Source organism: Methanomicrobium sp. W14 (genome assembly GCF_017875315.1).
In the GTDB taxonomy this organism is placed as follows: domain Archaea; phylum Halobacteriota; class Methanomicrobia; order Methanomicrobiales; family Methanomicrobiaceae; genus Methanomicrobium.
On record NZ_JAGGMM010000002.1, the window covers coordinates 680011 to 697751 of the forward strand.

Below are 17741 nucleotides of genomic sequence, written 5' to 3' on the forward strand. Positions count from 1 at the left end.
TAAATTAAGTAATATTAAATAATTTTTTAAAAAAGTTCGCCAATACTTATTTTGCTCATGGCAGAATTTTTCAAATCTCTCATTGCAATATTTCAGTTCTTCACGATAGTCCCGCTCGGCAAAAATCTGGATTTTGAGCTGTATACACGTCATTTCTATCTTATCCCTTTTGTAGGGTATTTTGTAGGAATCATCGCCGCAGTTGTCGCGTACTTTATGCCGTCGCATGAACTTTCAGCAGCCGCATGCATCGCTGCGGTCATGATAATGTATGGATTCAACCATTTTGACGGTCTTCTTGACATGGGAGACGGTCTTATGGCGCACGGCAGCCGCGAAAAAAGGGTGAAGGCCCTGACTGACCAGAACATTGGTGCAGGTGGTGTCGCAACAGGTATGCTTGTGATACTCATGACGTATACCGGGCTTTTATCCGTTCCCTCAATCCCTGTTGCAATAATAGCAGCAGAAGTGACTGCCAAATTTTCGCAGGTCCTCTTTCTTACATACGGAAAACCCTTCAGGGACGGAATATTTTCGTATACCCACTCTTTTGCAAAGAAATGGTTCCCGCTGGCTTCTGTTATAATCTGCCTGCCTCTTTTGCTCCTTCCCCTGGGCATAACCGGATTTGCAGGAATAGTCTGCGCTCTTTTGCTGTCTTTTTGTGTCCTGTATTACCTGTCCGGCCGTCTATTCGGCGGGATAAACGGGGACGTAACAGGTGCGGCAAATGAGATTACAAGGCTTGTTGTGATAATTGCACTTGCATTTTTCTGATACTTTTTTTATTATTTTAAACGAAGTATGACATTTTGGCCTTCATGAACTATTCATCCGTTTTTTGCATGGTTCAACAGGTATTTTATTGAGTTGCCCGCTCCTAATTTAATAATATGGAAGAAGCGGATCTTGGTCTGCATACAAAAGGCGGAGTAATCACACAGAAAAATTCTGATTACTGCACGATACGTACAAGGATGCCTGCCGGAGTTCTTTCCGTCGGGAAGATGCGCGGCATTGCAGATATAGCAGAGGAGTTTGGTCAGGATGCCGTTCACCTGACAACACGCCAGACTATAGAAATCCCGCATATTCATTATACCAGACTTGAGGAGATAGGAGAGAAACTCCAGAAAAACGGGACTCCTGTAGGTTCGGAAAAAGATGAAGTCGTAAATATAGTCGCCTGCCCCGGGACAGACAGGTGCAAGTATGCAAACATAGACTCGATAAGTCTTGCAAAAAAGCTTGACGAGAAGCTCTTTGGAAAAGATATGCCCGTTAAGATGCGGATATCCATATCAGCATGCCCGTATGCATGCACAAGTCCTATTCTGAATGAAATAGGGATAACGGGGATTGTCAAGCCGTTAAGGACGCCGGGCCTGTGCACAGGGTGCGGTCACTGCGCAGGTTACTGCCGTGAATCGGCAATTGAGGTTATAAACGGAGAAGCACATGTCGACGAAAGCAAATGCTTCATGTGTGGAATCTGTATTGAGTCATGCATATTTAAGCTGATAGAGATTGAAAAACGCGGATTTCTGATTACTGTCGGGGGAAGACGCGGAAGACACCCGAAACTCGGGCGTGAACTTGCTGAAGTCGAAACAGAGGATGAGGTTGTTGATATAATAGACAGGCTTGTCTATTGGGTGTACAGGCGTGCATGGTCGGGAAGACTTCTTTCGGACCAGCTTGATGATATACAGTTTGAAAAGTTCCGCGAGGAAATTGTAAACGGGAAACAAAACGGGCAGGCCTGACGTAAGAATTGTTTTTGGAAATAGATAATTGCCTCAGTGATAGGAATATTTTTTGATAGGAATATTTTTTTGCCGAAACCGGGGTTGTGCAAGGTGCAGAGACCTCCCGGCCAAATCTATATATTTCCTGTTATTTTTAGAAATAACATCTGACCGGAGATTATTGCTTCAATAATTGTTTTTATTTTTTAATAGCTGTACATTGAAGAAAAACCAGTGTCATCGTCATTATCACAGATTATGGCGGAACCGTCTCTTATGAGGGTGTTGAACATCATTGCGGCATTGAGGAGTTCTTCATCAGGGTTTCTTCCTTTCTGGACTCCGGTAAGTTTTTCTTTTTGGGGCGCAGGAATGTTTCTTTTGCCTACAAGCACTCCGCTACAGTATTTACAGTAAGCGCACTGGCTGTACACTGAAACCTCCTTTCCTGCGCACTTTACGGTAACTCTTTGTTTACCATCGTTGCGGTTTAGGGGAAGTGTCTTCATCAAAAAAAGGTTGTACAGTTAAGAGGATAAGAGTTTGCCTTCTCTGCGGCTGCGGATGTTCTGATATAGGGCCGGTCAGTAAAATGAGAGTGCACAACGAAATCTTTTATATGGCGTATTTCCATATATAAGATACTCGTATCTATGCGATTGGGCGGATATCTTGCCCTTTTATACAATGAGGTTTGGATTATGGCATCTGACAAGCCACACATGAATCTGGCCGTGGTCGGTCACATCGATCACGGGAAATCCACAACAGTTGGACGTTTACTGTTCGAGACCGGTGCTGTGCCTGCGCACATCATCGAGAACTACCGTAAGGAAGCGGAGTCAAAGGGAAAAGGATCTTTTGAGTTCGCATGGGTCATGGATAACCTCAAGGAAGAGCGTGAGCGTGGTATTACAATTGATATCGCACACAAGAGGTTTGACACAGACAAGTTCTACTTCACAATTGTAGACTGCCCGGGTCACCGTGACTTCGTCAAGAACATGATCACAGGTGCATCACAGGCTGATGCAGCACTGCTCGTTGTGGCAGCACCTGATGGCCCTATGGAGCAGACAAAGGAGCACGTCTTCCTTTCAAAGACGCTCGGTATCAACCAGCTTATTGTCGGAATCAACAAGATGGACGCAGTCAAATACGACCAGAAGCGCTATGAAGAAGTAAAGGCGCAGATCTCCGAGTTAATCAAGATGGTCGGATTCAACCCTGCAAAAGTTCCGTTTATTCCTATGTCCTCTTTCAAGGGCGACAACATTGCCCACAAATCCGAGCACACGCCATGGTATGACGGCCCGGATCTTCTTGAGGCACTTGATGCACTCCAGGTACCTGAGCTGCCTGTTTCACTTCCGCTTCGCCTCCCTATTCAGGATGTATATTCTATATCCGGTATCGGAACAGTCCCTGTCGGACGTATTGAGACCGGTATAATGAAGAGGGGAATGAAAGTCTCGTTCATGCCTGCAAACAAGGACGGAGAAGTTAAGTCCATTGAAATGCACCACGAAGACGAGGCTGAAGCAAAGCCCGGTGACAACGTTGGTTTCAACGTCCGCGGTATCGGAAAGAACGATATCCGCCGTGGTGATGTCTGTGGTCCGGCTGATGTACCACCTTCAGTTGCAGAAGAGTTTACCGGACAGATTGTCATTCTCCAGCACCCGAGTGCAATCACTGTTGGATACACACCTGTATTCCACTGCCACACTGCGCAGGTCGCATGCACATTCGTTGAGCTTGTAAAGAAGCTTGACCCGCGTACAGGCCAGGTAAAAGAAGAGAATCCAACCTTCCTGAAGGCAGGAGATGCGGCAATTGTTAAGTTCCGCCCTGTCCAGCCAATGGTTATTGAAAAATTCAAGGATATCCCTCAGCTCGGAAGATTTGCAATTCGTGATATGGGTTCAACGATTGCGGCAGGTATGTGCATTGACATACAGCAGAAAGAGATGAGATAATCCTTTTCCGATATTTTTTTTGGTGACCAAAAATGCAAAAAGCCCGAATTCGTCTTTCCGGTACAGACTTCGAAAAAGTTGAGATGGTCTGTGACAGGATCAGAGAAATTGCAGAACGTACAGGTGTAAATCTTGCAGGGCCTGTTCCGCTTCCAACCAGAAAAATGGTTGTTCCAATACGCAAGAGCCCCGACGGGGAAGGTACGGCAACTTGGGACCGCTGGCAGATGCGTGTCCACAAGAGACTAATTGATCTCGATGCAGATGAGCGTGCGCTCAGACAGCTGATGCGCATACAGGTTCCGAAGGACATTGGTATTGAGATTGTTCTGGAAAACTAAATAAGGAGGCGGCCAGTTGAGAGCCGCAAATTTTTCCTCTCAATTCGAGAAAATAGCAAAATTTTTCACAACTGAGAGGACTTTGCTGTTATTATTTGTTATTGCGCTTTTGCTGCGTTTTTTGTTTCTTGATTTGAAACTGCTCCATCATGACGAGTCTATCCATGCGTGGTTTTCACTTAGACTGCTTGAATACGGGACATACTCATACGATCCTACATATCACGGACCTTTCCTGTATTATGTAACGGCAGGCGTCTTCTCGCTTCTGGGAGCAAGTGACCTGACCACAAGGATTGTGCCTTCACTTCTCGGAAGTCTGGTCATACTTCTGGTATATCCAATATACAAACTCGGATATCTGGACAGGGCGCAGACAATCATTGTAGCCCTGTTTCTTGCGATATCACCTGATATGGTATATTTCTCAAGATTTTTGAGAAATGACATATTTATTGTTTTTTTCACTCTTGTACTGCTTATCGCACTTCTCTATTATATAGAGAGAAAAGAGCTGAAGTATGCGGTTTTAGCGGCTGTCGCAGCTGGGCTTTCGATGTCGTGCAAGGAGAACGTCCCGATAATAATCCTGATATTTGGAATTTATCTGCTCTATATTGTGCTCAAAAAGAAATTTGTTCTTCCAAAAAGATGGATTCTTCACCTGGCGGTATTTGTTTTTGTAACCGCCGGAATAATGGCGGCATTTTATTCATCCTTCGGGATGCAACCGGAAGTGCTTTTGAACGGTCCTTATGATGCTCTCAGCCACTGGATTGCGATGCATGAAGAACAGCGTCTTGGGGGCCCTTTTTACTTTTATATAATCCTGTTTCTCCTGTATGAGCTTCCGATATTTATACTGGCTGTCTCCGGAGTTCTTGACTTTGTAAGGTTCAAAACAAAAAAATCCGAGCTTTTGGCAGATGATTTCTTTGAGGAGCCGGAGGTTTCCGTGGAGCCTGCGGAGTATGTGTCGTCAGATCTGCTGGCTTCGGGTGAACTGAACGAAGATACAGGCGAGGGGCCAAAAACCGGCGTGGACAGGGCCGAAGAGGCTTCTTTAACTTATCCGGCAGAGGCCGTGGATACTGTGGATAAGGAGAGCAGCCCTGGATGTGTCGCTGATAGTCTCTGTGAATCTGTCCTGAATAAGAAGAAGGATCCGTCAGAGCCAAAGCCGGTAAACACTAAAAACCGTGAGTTCACGCGTTTCTGTATCTTCTGGATGCTGACGTCCCTTGTGGTCTATGCATATATCGGGGAAAAGGTGCCGTGGCTGATACTTCACCAGCTTCTGCCTATGATCTTTGTGTCAGTTTACTGCCTTCGCAGGTGGAAAATATGGTTAACGTGTGCAGGGGTATTGTTCCTGATTGTTATGACAATGCATGTTGCTTTTACACCTGCGGACATAAGTGAACCTATCGTGCAGGTCCAGAACTCCGAAGACCTCCGCGATGTCATGAAATATATGGATTCGGCGCAGCATGTTGTATTAGGAAACGATGTCGAGTGGCCATTTGTGTGGTATTACATGCAGAAGTCTTCACCTGAACTCACTTACTATGGAGATTCCGGCTATGACAGTGACGTGGGCCCTGAAAATTTTGACGTTATAATACTGCATGATACCGAAAGCGTTGATGAAATACCGGGATTCACGAAGTATACGTACAAAAGAGGCTACTGGATAAATGTATACGGGCTTATTAAATCACCGTCTGCCGGCGGCAGCGTAACGGGTGCAGGATACTGGGAAATTGTCTTTGACGATATGAAAAAGCTTGTTTCTTATTATTTCACAAGAAACACTGACCTTGGAAGCCTCAACATAGACGTATTCGTAAAAAACAACACATCAGTGCAGTGAATTTTCAGGTTTAACCTGAAAAAACCAAAAATATGTTTTATATAAAAATCAATACGGAAAAAAATAAGATATTATTCCTGTACATAATTTTCCCGAGCTTCGGCCGGGATGGTCTGCCTGGAATCACTGAAGTAATTTTCCACTTCTGAAAGCATTTCAGCTATATTTATGCCCTGCGGGCACATTTCAAGGCACCTTCCGCATCTTGTACACATCGATGCGGCACCTGTGCCGTTTGATTCAGGTTTTAGCATTGAGTGGTAGTAGAAATTTGCGGTTTCAAAATCGTTGAAGAGAAAAGAGCTGTTGTAATGGGTAAAGCACGCGGGAATGTCAACCCCTTCGGGGCACGGCATGCAGTAGCCGCAGTTTGTGCAGTTGATCCTCATTTTTTTCCTTAGAATCTCTGCAACGTCCGATACAAGCTCCAGCTCCTTGTACGTCATGGAGAGGGGCTCACTTTCCGACGCAACCCTGACATTCTCCTTTGCCTGTTCGGGAGTGCTCATTCCGCTCAACATAACGGATATCTCGGGACGGTTGAGCACCCATTTATAGCCCCATTCAGCAGGACTTCTGTTGCTGTCAACTTTTTTTAACATCCCGTTTATATCATCGGGAATATTTCCTGCGAGATGACCTCCGCGAAGAGGCATCATGGCTGCAACACCTATGCCTTTTTTGCGTGCATACTCCAGCCCCTTTGTCCCTGCCTGAAAATCTTCGTCAAGGTAATTGTACTGTACCTGGCATATGTCCCAGTCGTATGAATCAAGAATCTTCCTGAATAAATTGAAATCACCGTGAAAAGAGAACCCTGCGTGCTTTATGGCACCTTTCCTTTTTGCCTCGTCCAGAAAATCCGTAACGCCCAAATCAAAAAGTTTTCTCCATCTTGTTTTTGAAAGTGCAATCAAAAGATAATAATCGATATAACCTGTCTGAAGTCTCGATAACTGTTCATCAAGGATTTTTTTCATATCCTCTTTTGATTCCACATGCCATGACGGAAGCTTCGTTGCAAGGAATACTTTTTCGCGCAGGCCGCCTTTTAGGGCGCGTCCGATGAATGATTCACTTTCTCCTTTGTGATAGTCATACCCTGTATCTATATAATTTACGCCGTTTTCTATAGCATATCTGATCATTTCAGAAGCAGTCTGTTCGTCTATTCTCCCGTCGTCCTTAATCGGAAGGCGCATTGCTCCAAAACCTAATGCAGATAGTTTATCACCTGTTTTAGGGTTGATTCTGTACAGCATTCTTTTGGTCCACCTGTATTGCTGTTCTTATATCGGGAATATAATTCGTGGAATATTATTCCGGAAAACCAGATCCGGGATCACCAGTTTTTTTCTTTTCAGAGAATGTTTTGTCACGAGACTATATTATGGCAATGATGTTCTTATATTATGCATAAATCAGTAAGTTTCCTGGGTCTGTATAGAAAACACTCATAAGCTTTTGATTTAAAATATAAAGTTAGTTCAGGCGGTTTTGTACATGGACAAGGGGAAAGGAGACTGGCTGTGGCAGTGCACGGTTCCCGAAGGCACGCAGCTTTTGGAGCACACGCTCAAAACGGACCGCAGCATAATAATCGGAGATAAAAGCAGAATCGATTACGGTCTGTCAGGTGACGAAGTAATAGTCAGCGAATTCTGCCAGATAAAAGGAAATATCGAAACTGAAAATGACCTTAGGATAGACAACTGGACTGAGATCACAGGAGACGTCACGTCAAACGGCAATGCGTATATCGGGGAAGGAGTAAAGATCAGTGGCCGCCTTAAGGTTCTTGGAGACCTTGATCTGGGAGACAACGTCCAGATTGACAGCGGTTTTGAAGCCCGGGGATGGATTTCCATAAGAAATCCGCTTCCTGTAATTGCATATATTGTTCTGTACCTTGTGACCCTCCTTGGTCTTGAAAAAGAGGAGGAGATAAATGCATTTCTCCAGAAACTTTTCTCTGATGATGATGAAGATGAAAAACCGCTGCCACTTATAATTCCCCCGAGCTCAACTCTTAACATGGAGGTATTTTCCGTTATAAGCCCGATGCATATAGGTCAGGGCTGCCGCCTTCACGGAAACATACGTGCCAAATCTGTGGTTGTTGAAAAAAACAATACTATATTCGGCAGTCTCTCGGCTGAAGACGATGTGAAAATATGTAAGGATTCAACCGTTCACGGTGCCGTCAGTTCCGGGGGCGGTGACATTGAGATAGAGCCCGGCGTTCATGTTCTCGGAGACGTGAGGTGCCAAAGCCTTCTGCTTGACGAGGATTCCATTCTTGACGGAACAATCCGTGCTCCGGGCGGCGTAAAAATTGTGAGAAAGAAACAATGATGAAAATAGCTGACATTTTTGAGATAGAAAGTCCGGTATGCATAGAGCCTGCACTTATGGATCATACTGAAGACGGTTATACAAATATGGTCCTTTCAATGGAGACTGAATGCGGCCGGCTTCTTGTCGATGAAAACGAAGACCCGGTAGCAGTCGCTTTCCATGACAAAAACGGGTGGTTTGTGTCTTCTTACCTTTACAGGCCCTTTTCACCTGATATTCTCGAACTGTTCGAGACGTGTTCCGGAGACATATACCAGGAGAAAAGGGAAGTCTACGAAGGCGCTTTAAGGGAGTATTACTGCGGGGATATTTTAAGCGAATTTCCTGAGGTAATCGAAGACAACCGTCCGGGAAGGTACGAGATGATTGAAAGCCTCTTAAGTGAACTTCTTGGTGAAGGTAACAATAAGACGGCGCTTGATTTCTGCTGCGGTTCGGGTGTCGCCTCAAAGGTATTGTCAGATATGGGTTATAAGACACTTTCTTTTGACTATGACGCTTCTCTTATCTCGTGTGGTCTTCAGCATGAAAGGCTCTCCCCTGAAAGGACAATCTGCATTGACGGTACAGATGCTTCAGTATTTTGCAGCCCCTCCTTTGCAGGAACCGGACTTATGTTCGGCGATATAACGTCCTTTAATGCGTCAATGTGGGAGGACATCACTGCGGAACTATTCTCGTTGTCTGAAAAAACGGTTATCTCGGTTGCAACCGAACGCGAGATACGCATGATTGGGGAGTGGTGCAGGGATGCAGGCAGAAAGCCTGAGATAATCGAAAATGACAGGGACCCGATATATGATGCATGGGTCTGCTATTCCGAGAAATAAATCTAAAATATAAAAATATTAAGACTTTTTCAGCTTTCTATTTTCCTGAGAATATTCATCGTGAAAGTTCTTTGGGTGGGGTTCTCCGCATTTGCAACGATATTTTCAAGGACAGGGACAGCCCTTCTGCCTATTGATATTATTGCCGTTTCAGCTTCTTTTCTGACAACCTGGGAGTTGTCGCACAGCGCTTTTGCAAGTATGGGCACTGTCTCCTCTCCTCCTATACTTCCAAGTGTTACGACGGCGGCAAGTCTCGTATTGATGTCTTCATCAAAAACAGCGTATGAAAGAGGTTTTATTGCAGGTTTACCTATCTTTTCAAGCTCTTTCCAGTGCTTCTTTGCTATCAGGTATAAAGAGATGCTCTCTTCTGTTTCCGGGACCCAGTTCATCTCGTCAAGGGCATGCGCAACTGCAGGCCTGTTATGGCAGTTTACTGAACCCAATTCTTCTGTGAGGCCTTCTATTGCATCCTTACCAAAGCTCTTAAGAGATTCAACGGCAAGTCTGTTCACCTGCTCATTACCTTCTTCCAGTACATTAATCAGAGGTTTTACAGCTTTGCTGTCATTTATATATCCGAGCGATCTTATTGCAGCACTCTTTACGGCCGGGTTATCCTCTTTTGAGGCGAATATGAGTGCATCAACAGATCTGTGATCACCCATGAAACCGAGCGACTCCGCTGCGACTTTCCTGACTTCAGGAATCTCCTCTTTGTACAGTGTTTCACACAGGGCATCGATTGTGACCTTTTCCGGAATCTTTCCAAGGCTCTGTGCTGCGATAATTTTTGTACCTGTATTCCCGTCCTTAAGTGATTTTATAAGGCCCTGTATTGCCCTGTCTCCGAGACCTGTAAGAATTTCCGCAACGAAGTTCTGGAAGGAGGGGTTTTCGCCGCTTTCTGCCAGCTCCTCTATAAGGGGCTCTATCATGTCTTCACCTATGATGAACACCTTTTCGGCGGCTTTCATCTGAACACTGCTGTCTTCGCTTTTAAGATCAGATATCACTTTTCTGATCTCTGCTGTCATCTTGTCTGATGAATTTTTGTCCTTTACAGGTCTTTTTTCCTGCTTCGGGACAATCTTCTCTTCTCCGGAAGTTCCGTAAAGGGCCTGTTTCGCATGGTTTCTTATGCTCTCGTCATCATCGGTTTCAAAGGTTGACAAAGCCTGTTTTGCTCTCAAATCTTCTATTCCGGATAGTGCGGCAATCATCCCTGTCTTTTCCATATATGTTCCCTGGATAAGAACTCTCTGGGATTCGTCAATAAGTGGGTTGAACAGGTACTCACTTAAGGATATGAGGGCTTTAACGGCGCATTCACGTACATCGTATTCGGAATCGTTGAGCATCCTGACGCACTGGGATATTGATGACCAGTCGTCTATTTTACTGATTGTTCTTATCGCGTTCATCCTGACTGTCATGTCCTGATCGGCAAAAACGTCTTTCAGAATACCGAGTGTTATTACACCGAATTTTGCCGCAGAATCCGACGCTTCTGTCCTGACTTTCAGGCTTTTATCTGAAAACAGATTTATGATTGCCGGAAGTGTCTTCTCCTCTTTAATCTGCCCGAGTGAATGCACGGATGCCGTCCGCACATTTTCATTTTTGTCCTTTGTAAGTCTGACAAGATAAGAAGCGGCACTTGTAGCCTTAATGTCGCCAAGAGACTCAATCGCTGCAATTCTTACATTATTTTTCCCATCGGAAAGAAGGGCCTTCATGCATTCGATTCCGGCTTCTCCTGCATTTTTAAGGCTTTCTACAGCCGCAGCCCTGATTATTTCGTTGTCGTCAGAAAGGGCTTTTGAAAAACGGACTGTCCTTTCTTCGTCAAGCCCGTTTTTGCGCATAAGAGCAGCCCAAAAATCCTCTTTTGCAGAGTTTTTGGACGCCATGGATTCTTTCTGGCGCTTAATCTGCTCTTCAACCTCTTCATCCGGGGTCCGTGGTTTTTTGCCCGGCTTTTTCTTCAAATTTTCTGCATTCTTTTTCTTTATGAGAGCTGCTGCTTCAATGGCTCCTTTTTTAAGCTCTTTATCCTCACTTTTCAGTGCGTCATTTATTGCAGAGTAACCGATATTTCCCATTGCACGGAGGACTTCGGCTGATTTGAGCCTGACACCCGGGTTTTGATCCTTAAGTGACTCAATGAGATACGGAAGAGCTGATTCCCTCATCTGGAGAAGATCAGTCCATTTCTCCTTTATCATCAGGTACCTTGCCTTCTGCCCGTTATCGGACGGTTTCCAGCCTGTTTTGTCAAGGGCCCAGACTGCCTCCATCCTGACGTATGAGTCGCTGTCTTCAAGTTTTTTTACAATGTACGGAACAAGCCGCCTGTCCCTGAGATTTCCTGCCGCCTCTGCCGCCTTTTGCCTGACTGACCCGTCATTGTCCTCTAAAAGTTTTATCAGGAGAATTAAAGACTGTTCGTCGTTGTATTTTGAAAGCACTTCTGCAATGCCTCTTTTCTTATCAGCAGTCCCTTTTATGACTTCGGTCTGGAGTATTGGCAGGGAGTCTTTTCCAAGTTTTACAAGTGACTCAATATCGTTTTTGGCATTGAAAAAAAGTGCCATCTGTACACGGCTTTTTGGCTTCCAGTTTATATTTTCAAGAGATTTTGCAGATTCTTCACGTACTTTGTCATTTTTGTCTTCAAGTGCTGCCACCAGAAGTTCTTCAACTTCTGTACCCAGATATCCGAGGTAGCCGAGTGATAATACGGCACCTCTTCTTGCCCTGTAATTTTTGCTGTTCAGTGTTTCTTTTAGCGGATTTAATGCTGTATCTCCGTTCTGGCCGATTGCGCGTGCGGCACCGTCTCTTACACGTTCGTTTCCTGTTGTTACAAGTTTCAGAAGTGTCGGAAGTGCGGCCTCCCCGTAAGTACCAAGAACTTCCGCTGCACCTGTCCTTACAAGGGAATTGTCGGAGTTGAGTGCCTTTAAAAGATGTATTATTGCTGGTTTTCCTATTTCAGTGAGACGTACTGCGGCATTTTCACGTATTTTCCATTCTTTTGATCCAAGCGACAGCATCAGCGTCTCAATTTCATCGGTCTGGTTTTCCCTGTTGCTGTTTTCTTTTCGATCAAAAAGGGCCATAAAAATATTCTCCTGTATGGATCAGAAATTTCTCTTCTCTTTATACATATCTCATTATATGTTTTTTGAGATTACGGTTTAGACACAAGAGTTTAACCAATTGCCGGAAATATGAATAAAAAAGATCTAATGGAAACAATACAAAATGCAACAATCTAAACCGGTTCTGTGAGACAATGAAAAACCGCCAGAACAATGCGACCAGAAATTCAGAAGACCTGAAAATCCCAGAGCTTTTAGCTCCTGTGGGCTCAAAGGAGGCTTTGTCAGCGGCTGTTGCAGCAGGAGCCGATGCAGTTTACCTGAGCGGAAGAAAGTTCGGAGCAAGAAAATTTGCCGAGAACTTTGACGAAGAAGGAATCATCGAAGCGATAGACTACTGCCATAAACGTGGGGTTAAGGTTTACATCACCCTTAATACGCTGATTTCAGACGCTGAAATGGCCGATGCCCTAAATGAGATGTATTTTTATTATGCTGCAGGAGCTGATGCCGTGCTCGTGCAGGATATGGGTCTTGTAAAGGCTTCGGGAGAGTGTATCCCGAAACTCACCCTCCATGCATCCACCCAGATGACTATAAACAACACACCCGGTGTTGTCCTTGCTTGCAGGATGAACCTTAAAAGGGTCGTTCTTTCAAGAGAGCTTTCTTCTTCAGGAATAAACCGGATATACCGTGATTCCGGGATATGCAGACCTGAGCTCGAGGTTTTTGTACACGGTGCCCTGTGTTTCTGCTATTCCGGCCAGTGCCTGCTTTCATCCCTTATCGGGGGACGGAGTGGAAACCGGGGTATGTGCGCCCAGCCGTGCAGAAAAAAATACTCCCTTGTCTATGGGAAATCAGGGTCTTACGGTAAAGTCTCTTCATATGACAATATAGTTTCACGCGGCCTTTACCTGATGTCACCCAAAGATTTGTGCGAATATGATAATCCGGGTATTCTTGGGAACCCTAATATAAGCTCCCTTAAAATTGAAGGGAGGATGAAATCTGCCGGTTATGTGGCGGTGGTTGTGTCGGTATACAGAAAAGCCCTTGATGAAATCAGTGCGAAAAGGTTTACACCTGCTCGAAAAGATCTGCAGAACCTTCTTTTTGCGTTCAACAGGGGGTTTACCGGCGGTTTTCTTGCAGATAAAAAAGGTATGTCCATGATGTCCGTAAAAAGGCCGGGAAACCTCGGCGTATATGTCGGAGAAATAACCTCCTGCGATTTACGGACAGGGAATACCGTAATTAAAATAAAAGGAGAAGTGGTGCCTGAAGTCGGTGATGGTCTTACCATAAGGAGCCGCAGTTCAGGCAGGGACAACGGGTTAACACTACGGCCTCCTTTTTCGTGCAAAAACATGCATCTCTCGTTCAGGATTTCATATCCGGTATATGCAGGAGACAAAGTATACATAACCAAAAGAAAGTCTGTTGAACTTCTTGCTGAGACTGTCGCAGGCAGTGAAGGGGGTGTGTACAAAAAAATCCCTGTTGAAGTTAATATATCCCTTGACGGGAACAGGCTGGTCGTAAAAGGCCGTGTAAAAATTTACGGGCATTGGCATGAGGTCTTTTGTTCAGCTTCATTTGAGATGGAGAAGGCGAGGAAAAGACCGGTACTAAAGGATGACCTTAAGAAAATATTTGAAAAAACCGGCGGGACGCAGTTTTTTTTGTCCTCTTTTAATATTGAGTACGGCGAAAACCTGTTCTCTCCACTGGGTCTTCTGAATGAGTTAAGAAGGGATTTCTATGCCTCAGTAGAAAAAAAGGCCGTTGATATTCTCAGGCCGTCCGTGGAAGACTCTGAAAGAGCGGCGAGTAATGTGAAGTCATTTGTAGCAGGCCTGAAAAAATATGGGAACAGACCTGCTAAAGAAGTATTCCTTTCGTTTTATGCAGGGAATACTGAATCTGTACGGGGGGCCGTCTGCGGCGGGTGCAAAAGAGTCTATTTTGAACCTGACATCGTCATAAGCCGCGAGAATTCTACAAATGTTCTTATCGATCTGCTTAAAAGTGCGGCTGAAATCTGCGAAAAAGATAGGGTCTTACTTTTCTGGAAGTGGCCCCGTATTACAGACGATTCCTACATAGAATTTGGACTTGACGTACTTGGAAAGCTGCCCTGCGGCCTGATAGCGGGTGTCATGGCCGAAAGCTTTGGGGCTGCCTATGTCATAAAACAGAAATTTCCCGGGATCACTGTATACGGATCAGCCGGCCTGAACATCTTCAATTCCCTTGCGGCTGTGAGTGCATCGTCTCTCTTTGAAGGGGTGACACTCTCGCAGGAGCTTTCATATGAAGGGGTCAGGGAGCTTCTTGGAAGAATTCCTGATGACTCCGGGATAGAAACGGAATTAATCGTCCAGGGTGAAGTCGAAGTGATGGTTACAGAACATAACCTCGTTTGCAACACGCTGGATGCAATGAAAAAATCCTCAAAAGAGCCCTTTGGTGATGGCGTTTCATTTGCTCTCCGTGACGAAATAGGGCAGTTCTTCCCTGTTTATACTGACATGCAGGGGAGAACTCATATCTACAACTCCCGCGAGACGTGTCTTGCAGACTCTATGAATGAGATTTTGTCCTGCGGTCTTTCTTACGTTGCAATAGACGGGAGAAGGAAAGACTTTGATTATGCAGAAGTAACCGTTAAATCATATCTGGAGATCCTGGATGCCGTTAAATCCAGAGATAAGGGTTTGAAAGAAATAACTGAAAGAATAAAGTCAGACCTTATGAAAATATCTTCAGGCGGAATTACAAAAGGTCATTACAGCAGGGGTGTTTAGCCGTAAATTCAGTCTGGATTAAAAAAATCCTGATTTTTTTTAGGATTATTTTTCCGGCATTCTGGTATTGTGTAACATTTAAGTCATCCCGTGCAATTCACGAATAAGTTATATGCATTACAATTAACTGTTATCGCCTGTAGTCAATTCCACAGACTCTCCAGGGGTTTGTATAAATTGTGTACCTGTCTCCCCTGGCAAAGCAGATAAGAGTAATTCCTGCCTTTTCAGCTGTTTTAATCCCGCTGACTGTTGCTGCGGCCTTTGATATTATAAGAGGTATTCCGGCGTTTGCACACTTTTTGACCATTCCGGCAGGCTGTCTTCCGGTGCAGCCCACGTAGCACCCGCATGTTTCTATTCCGTTTAAAACCGCGTAGCCTATAATTTTGTCAAGAGTGTTGTGTCTTCCTACATCAGACATTTTGCACAGTGTTTGTCCGTCCCGGAAGAGAACTGAGCAGTGTACTCCGCCGGTCTTTTTCCAGACATCGGATACTATTTCTTTTGTCGCATGAATTATGTCCTCAGAACAGACTTTTATTCCGGATGAAACCTTTTTAGGGGAACTGATATACTCCGTTCCACCTGAGGAGCCGGTATCTTTCTGCAAACCAGAAATATCAGGCTCTTTCGTGTACACGTAAACATTGTTTCTTTCCGCTTCAGACGAGATTATTTTATCCGATATCCCTTCCGAAACGACAAATCCCGCACCAAGCTCCCTTAAATCCGAGATGCTTGCCACCTGGACAGATACTGTCTCGTTGTTGACGTATATTGTAACAAGATCTTCAGCTGCGACTGGATCAGTTATCTCCTCCGCGCAGTTGCCTGTAACCCTGTGGGCTTCTACATTTTCCAGAAACATAAATCATTACCACATCGCAAAAATCAGATTAAAATATGAATGTAAAAAAATTAAAAATATTCATTAAATAAGGTATTAACCCTTTTACTTTATTCTCTTTCCCTCTTCCCTGATTTTTGCAAGATCTTCGTCATTTCCTTTGACTTTCATAAGGTATGTTCCGAAGCACGGTTTTTTAAAATAAAAGACAATCTCCTTTCTTTTAAGTTTCAGGCCAACGTATAACGGAGGTTTGCCGAGAATCGAGATTCCCTTTATGGTAAAGCCTTCGGGCATTTCATACATTTCAGATGTATTGCGCTTAATGTATTCAATTGCCTCGTCGGGTGTCGTCTCTTCCTTGATTAAGTCCGGCTGAAGTTTGTTTACGCATCTGTTTAACATCATATCTCACCTGAAATGTTTTTTTAGAGATTTTTTGCTTTGTAATATTCAGGCAGAACTACCAAATATCATCTTCTAATGAGAGATTAAAAATTATATATCTTTTTGCGTCTTTTAGAGGTTTGCGCTTTTTTTAAATTCTAATCCATTTTTGAAAATTTTTGGATATACCGTAGATCTCTGCCTGAATTTCTTTTGGCAGGCCGGATTTTCTGAAAAAATATTATTAGTATCAATCATAAAGGGGGATATTATTAGATATCAGATCAAATTTATCCATAATGTACGCAAAACGTCTGGATAATCTTCCTCCATATCTGTTTGCCCAGATAGATGCCCTGAAGGCCCAGAAGAGGGCCGAAGGAGTGGATGTAATAGATCTTGGTGTAGGAGACCCTGATCTTCCTACGCCCAAGCACATAGTAGATTCTCTCTGTGAAGCTGCACGTGATCCTTCTACTCATCATTATCCCGACTATACAGGGATGATAGAGTACAGGGAGGCTGTCAGCAGTTGGTACAAAAACAGATTTGGTGTTGACCTTGACCCAAAAACCGAAGTTCTTGCGTTAATCGGGTCAAAAGAAGGTATTGCCCATGTATCCGAGGCTTTTGTAAATCCCGGTGAATACGTCCTTGCAACAGACCCCGGGTATCCTGTATACAAAACCTCAACCCTGTTTGCGGAAGGAAAACTGTATGAGCTTGCACTTTGCGAAGACAATAATTATCTCCCTGACCTTGAAAGTATACCTTCAGATGTCCTGAAAAAAGCGAAACTTATGTTCTTAGGTTACCCAAACAATCCTACGGCGGCAACTGCTCCTCTTTCATTCTTCGGGGAGGTCGTTGAATTTGCAAAGGAAAACAATATCGTCGTCGTTCATGACAACGCATACTCTGAAATAGCCTTCGACGGCTACAAAGCACCTTCTTTTATGCAGGCTGACGGGGCGAAAGAGGTTGGAATGGAGATGCATTCTCTCTCTAAAACCTATAATATGACCGGGTGGCGCATAGGAATGGCTGTCGGTGGTGCAGAGGTTATAGCGGGCCTTGGCAGGGTAAAGACCAATGTTGATTCGGGAGCATTCAATGCCATACAGAGAGCCGGAATAACGGCCCTTACATCTTCGCAGAAATGTGTTGGTGAGGCGTGCAGTATTTATCAGAAAAGACGTGATACACTAGTATCCGGACTCCGCAGTTTAGGGTTTGATGTACGCTCACCCAAAGCCACATTCTATGTGTGGATGAAAGTAAACGACAGCATGATATTTGCCGAGAAAATGCTGAATGAGGCCGGAATCGTAGTCACCCCCGGTGTTGGTTTCGGCAGAAACGGAAACGGCTATGTCAGGTTTGCGATAACACGTGACATAGAGAGAATAAATGAGGCGATTGAACGCATGAAAGAGGTTGAATTCTGAT

General features: G+C 44.4%; 14 protein-coding genes. 9 read left to right on the forward strand and 5 right to left on the reverse strand.

Annotated features, from left to right (window positions below):
* The first annotated feature begins 57 nt into the window (after nucleotides 1-57).
* On the forward strand, nucleotides 58-780 hold the full coding sequence (gene cobS / locus J2128_RS09155) for an adenosylcobinamide-GDP ribazoletransferase (protein ID WP_209690819.1): 723 nt from the start codon (nucleotides 58-60) through the stop codon (nucleotides 778-780).
* A gap of 116 nt (nucleotides 781-896) precedes the next feature.
* Nucleotides 897-1769, forward strand: a complete 873-nt coding sequence (locus J2128_RS09160) for a nitrite reductase (RefSeq protein ID WP_209690820.1) — start codon at nucleotides 897-899, stop codon at nucleotides 1767-1769.
* Between the two features lie 188 nt (nucleotides 1770-1957).
* Here the strand turns inward: J2128_RS09160 and J2128_RS09165 are convergent, their stop codons facing one another.
* On the reverse strand, nucleotides 1958-2260 hold the full coding sequence (locus J2128_RS09165; RefSeq protein WP_209690821.1) for a hypothetical protein: 303 nt from the start codon (nucleotides 2258-2260) through the stop codon (nucleotides 1958-1960).
* A 192-nt stretch (nucleotides 2261-2452) separates the two neighbouring features.
* On the opposite strand from J2128_RS09165, the gene tuf reads away from it, so the two are divergent.
* From tuf to J2128_RS09180, 3 genes are read left to right on the forward strand one after another with little or no spacing between them, the layout of a single operon-like run.
* On the forward strand, nucleotides 2453-3730 hold the full coding sequence (gene tuf, locus J2128_RS09170) for a translation elongation factor EF-1 subunit alpha (RefSeq protein ID WP_209690822.1): 1278 nt from the start codon (nucleotides 2453-2455) through the stop codon (nucleotides 3728-3730).
* A gap of 32 nt (nucleotides 3731-3762) precedes the next feature.
* Nucleotides 3763-4071: a 30S ribosomal protein S10 gene (rpsJ, locus tag J2128_RS09175; RefSeq protein ID WP_209690823.1), complete on the forward strand. Its 309-nt coding sequence runs from the start codon at nucleotides 3763-3765 to the stop codon at nucleotides 4069-4071.
* Between the two features lie 16 nt (nucleotides 4072-4087).
* Nucleotides 4088-5944, forward strand: coding sequence for a flippase activity-associated protein Agl23 (locus J2128_RS09180; RefSeq protein WP_209690824.1), 1857 nt, complete (start codon nucleotides 4088-4090; stop codon nucleotides 5942-5944).
* A gap of 71 nt (nucleotides 5945-6015) precedes the next feature.
* Here the strand turns inward: J2128_RS09180 and J2128_RS09185 are convergent, their stop codons facing one another.
* The gene (locus J2128_RS09185; RefSeq protein ID WP_209690825.1) at nucleotides 6016-7206 is read right to left on the reverse strand and encodes an aldo/keto reductase; all 1191 of its coding nucleotides are present in this window, start codon (nucleotides 7204-7206) and stop codon (nucleotides 6016-6018) included.
* A 241-nt stretch (nucleotides 7207-7447) separates the two neighbouring features.
* Here J2128_RS09185 and J2128_RS09190 point away from each other — a divergent pair, with 241 nt between their 5' ends.
* Both J2128_RS09190 and J2128_RS09195 read left to right on the forward strand, forming a co-directional pair.
* Nucleotides 7448-8299, forward strand: a complete 852-nt coding sequence (locus J2128_RS09190) for a polymer-forming cytoskeletal protein (protein ID WP_209690826.1) — start codon at nucleotides 7448-7450, stop codon at nucleotides 8297-8299.
* Nucleotides 8296-9132 (forward strand): hypothetical protein, encoded by an 837-nt coding sequence (locus J2128_RS09195; RefSeq protein ID WP_209690827.1) that lies wholly within the window; start codon nucleotides 8296-8298, stop codon nucleotides 9130-9132. Before J2128_RS09190 ends, J2128_RS09195 begins: the two co-directional genes overlap by 4 nt.
* A gap of 29 nt (nucleotides 9133-9161) precedes the next feature.
* Here J2128_RS09195 and J2128_RS09200 read toward each other — a convergent pair whose 3' ends face one another.
* On the reverse strand, nucleotides 9162-12260 hold the full coding sequence (locus tag J2128_RS09200) for a HEAT repeat domain-containing protein (RefSeq protein ID WP_209690828.1): 3099 nt from the start codon (nucleotides 12258-12260) through the stop codon (nucleotides 9162-9164).
* A 176-nt stretch (nucleotides 12261-12436) separates the two neighbouring features.
* On the opposite strand from J2128_RS09200, the gene J2128_RS09205 reads away from it, so the two are divergent.
* Complete coding sequence (locus J2128_RS09205) at nucleotides 12437-15055, forward strand: DUF3656 domain-containing protein (protein ID WP_209690829.1); 2619 nt, start codon at nucleotides 12437-12439, stop codon at nucleotides 15053-15055.
* A 130-nt stretch (nucleotides 15056-15185) separates the two neighbouring features.
* Here J2128_RS09205 and fdhD read toward each other — a convergent pair whose 3' ends face one another.
* Together fdhD and J2128_RS09215 are read right to left on the reverse strand one after the other, a co-directional pair.
* Nucleotides 15186-15926 carry a formate dehydrogenase accessory sulfurtransferase FdhD gene (gene fdhD / locus J2128_RS09210; RefSeq protein WP_209690830.1) on the reverse strand — a complete coding sequence of 247 codons (741 nt, stop codon included), beginning with the start codon at nucleotides 15924-15926 and terminating at the stop codon, nucleotides 15186-15188.
* Nucleotides 15927-16010: 84 nt separating this feature from the next.
* Nucleotides 16011-16313, reverse strand: a complete 303-nt coding sequence (locus tag J2128_RS09215; RefSeq protein WP_245323517.1) for a DUF1894 domain-containing protein — start codon at nucleotides 16311-16313, stop codon at nucleotides 16011-16013.
* A gap of 278 nt (nucleotides 16314-16591) precedes the next feature.
* Between J2128_RS09215 and J2128_RS09220 the strand changes: the two genes are divergently transcribed.
* Entirely contained in the window at nucleotides 16592-17740 is a 1149-nt protein-coding gene (locus J2128_RS09220; RefSeq protein ID WP_245323518.1) for an LL-diaminopimelate aminotransferase, read from the forward strand.
* Nucleotide 17741: the final 1 nt, after the last annotated feature.

Bases quoted from the DNA above. Each gene is read 5' to 3' on its own strand.
- J2128_RS09190 (WP_209690826.1), top strand. From the start codon at position 7,448: ATGGACAAGGGGAAAGGAGACTGGCTGTGGCAGTGCACGGTTCCCGAA.
- J2128_RS09220 (WP_245323518.1), top strand. From the start codon at position 16,592: ATGTACGCAAAACGTCTGGATAATCTTCCTCCATATCTGTTTGCCCAG.
- J2128_RS09165 (WP_209690821.1), bottom strand. From the start codon at position 2,260: ATGAAGACACTTCCCCTAAACCGCAACGATGGTAAACAAAGAGTTACC.
- J2128_RS09205 (WP_209690829.1), top strand. From the start codon at position 12,437: ATGAAAAACCGCCAGAACAATGCGACCAGAAATTCAGAAGACCTGAAA.
- J2128_RS09200 (WP_209690828.1), bottom strand. From the start codon at position 12,260: ATGGCCCTTTTTGATCGAAAAGAAAACAGCAACAGGGAAAACCAGACC.
- rpsJ (WP_209690823.1), top strand. From the start codon at position 3,763: ATGCAAAAAGCCCGAATTCGTCTTTCCGGTACAGACTTCGAAAAAGTT.
- J2128_RS09215 (WP_245323517.1), bottom strand. From the start codon at position 16,313: ATGATGTTAAACAGATGCGTAAACAAACTTCAGCCGGACTTAATCAAG.
- fdhD (WP_209690830.1), bottom strand. From the start codon at position 15,926: ATGTTTCTGGAAAATGTAGAAGCCCACAGGGTTACAGGCAACTGCGCG.
- J2128_RS09185 (WP_209690825.1), bottom strand. From the start codon at position 7,206: ATGCTGTACAGAATCAACCCTAAAACAGGTGATAAACTATCTGCATTA.
- J2128_RS09195 (WP_209690827.1), top strand. From the start codon at position 8,296: ATGATGAAAATAGCTGACATTTTTGAGATAGAAAGTCCGGTATGCATA.
- cobS (WP_209690819.1), top strand. From the start codon at position 58: ATGGCAGAATTTTTCAAATCTCTCATTGCAATATTTCAGTTCTTCACG.
- J2128_RS09160 (WP_209690820.1), top strand. From the start codon at position 897: ATGGAAGAAGCGGATCTTGGTCTGCATACAAAAGGCGGAGTAATCACA.
- tuf (WP_209690822.1), top strand. From the start codon at position 2,453: ATGGCATCTGACAAGCCACACATGAATCTGGCCGTGGTCGGTCACATC.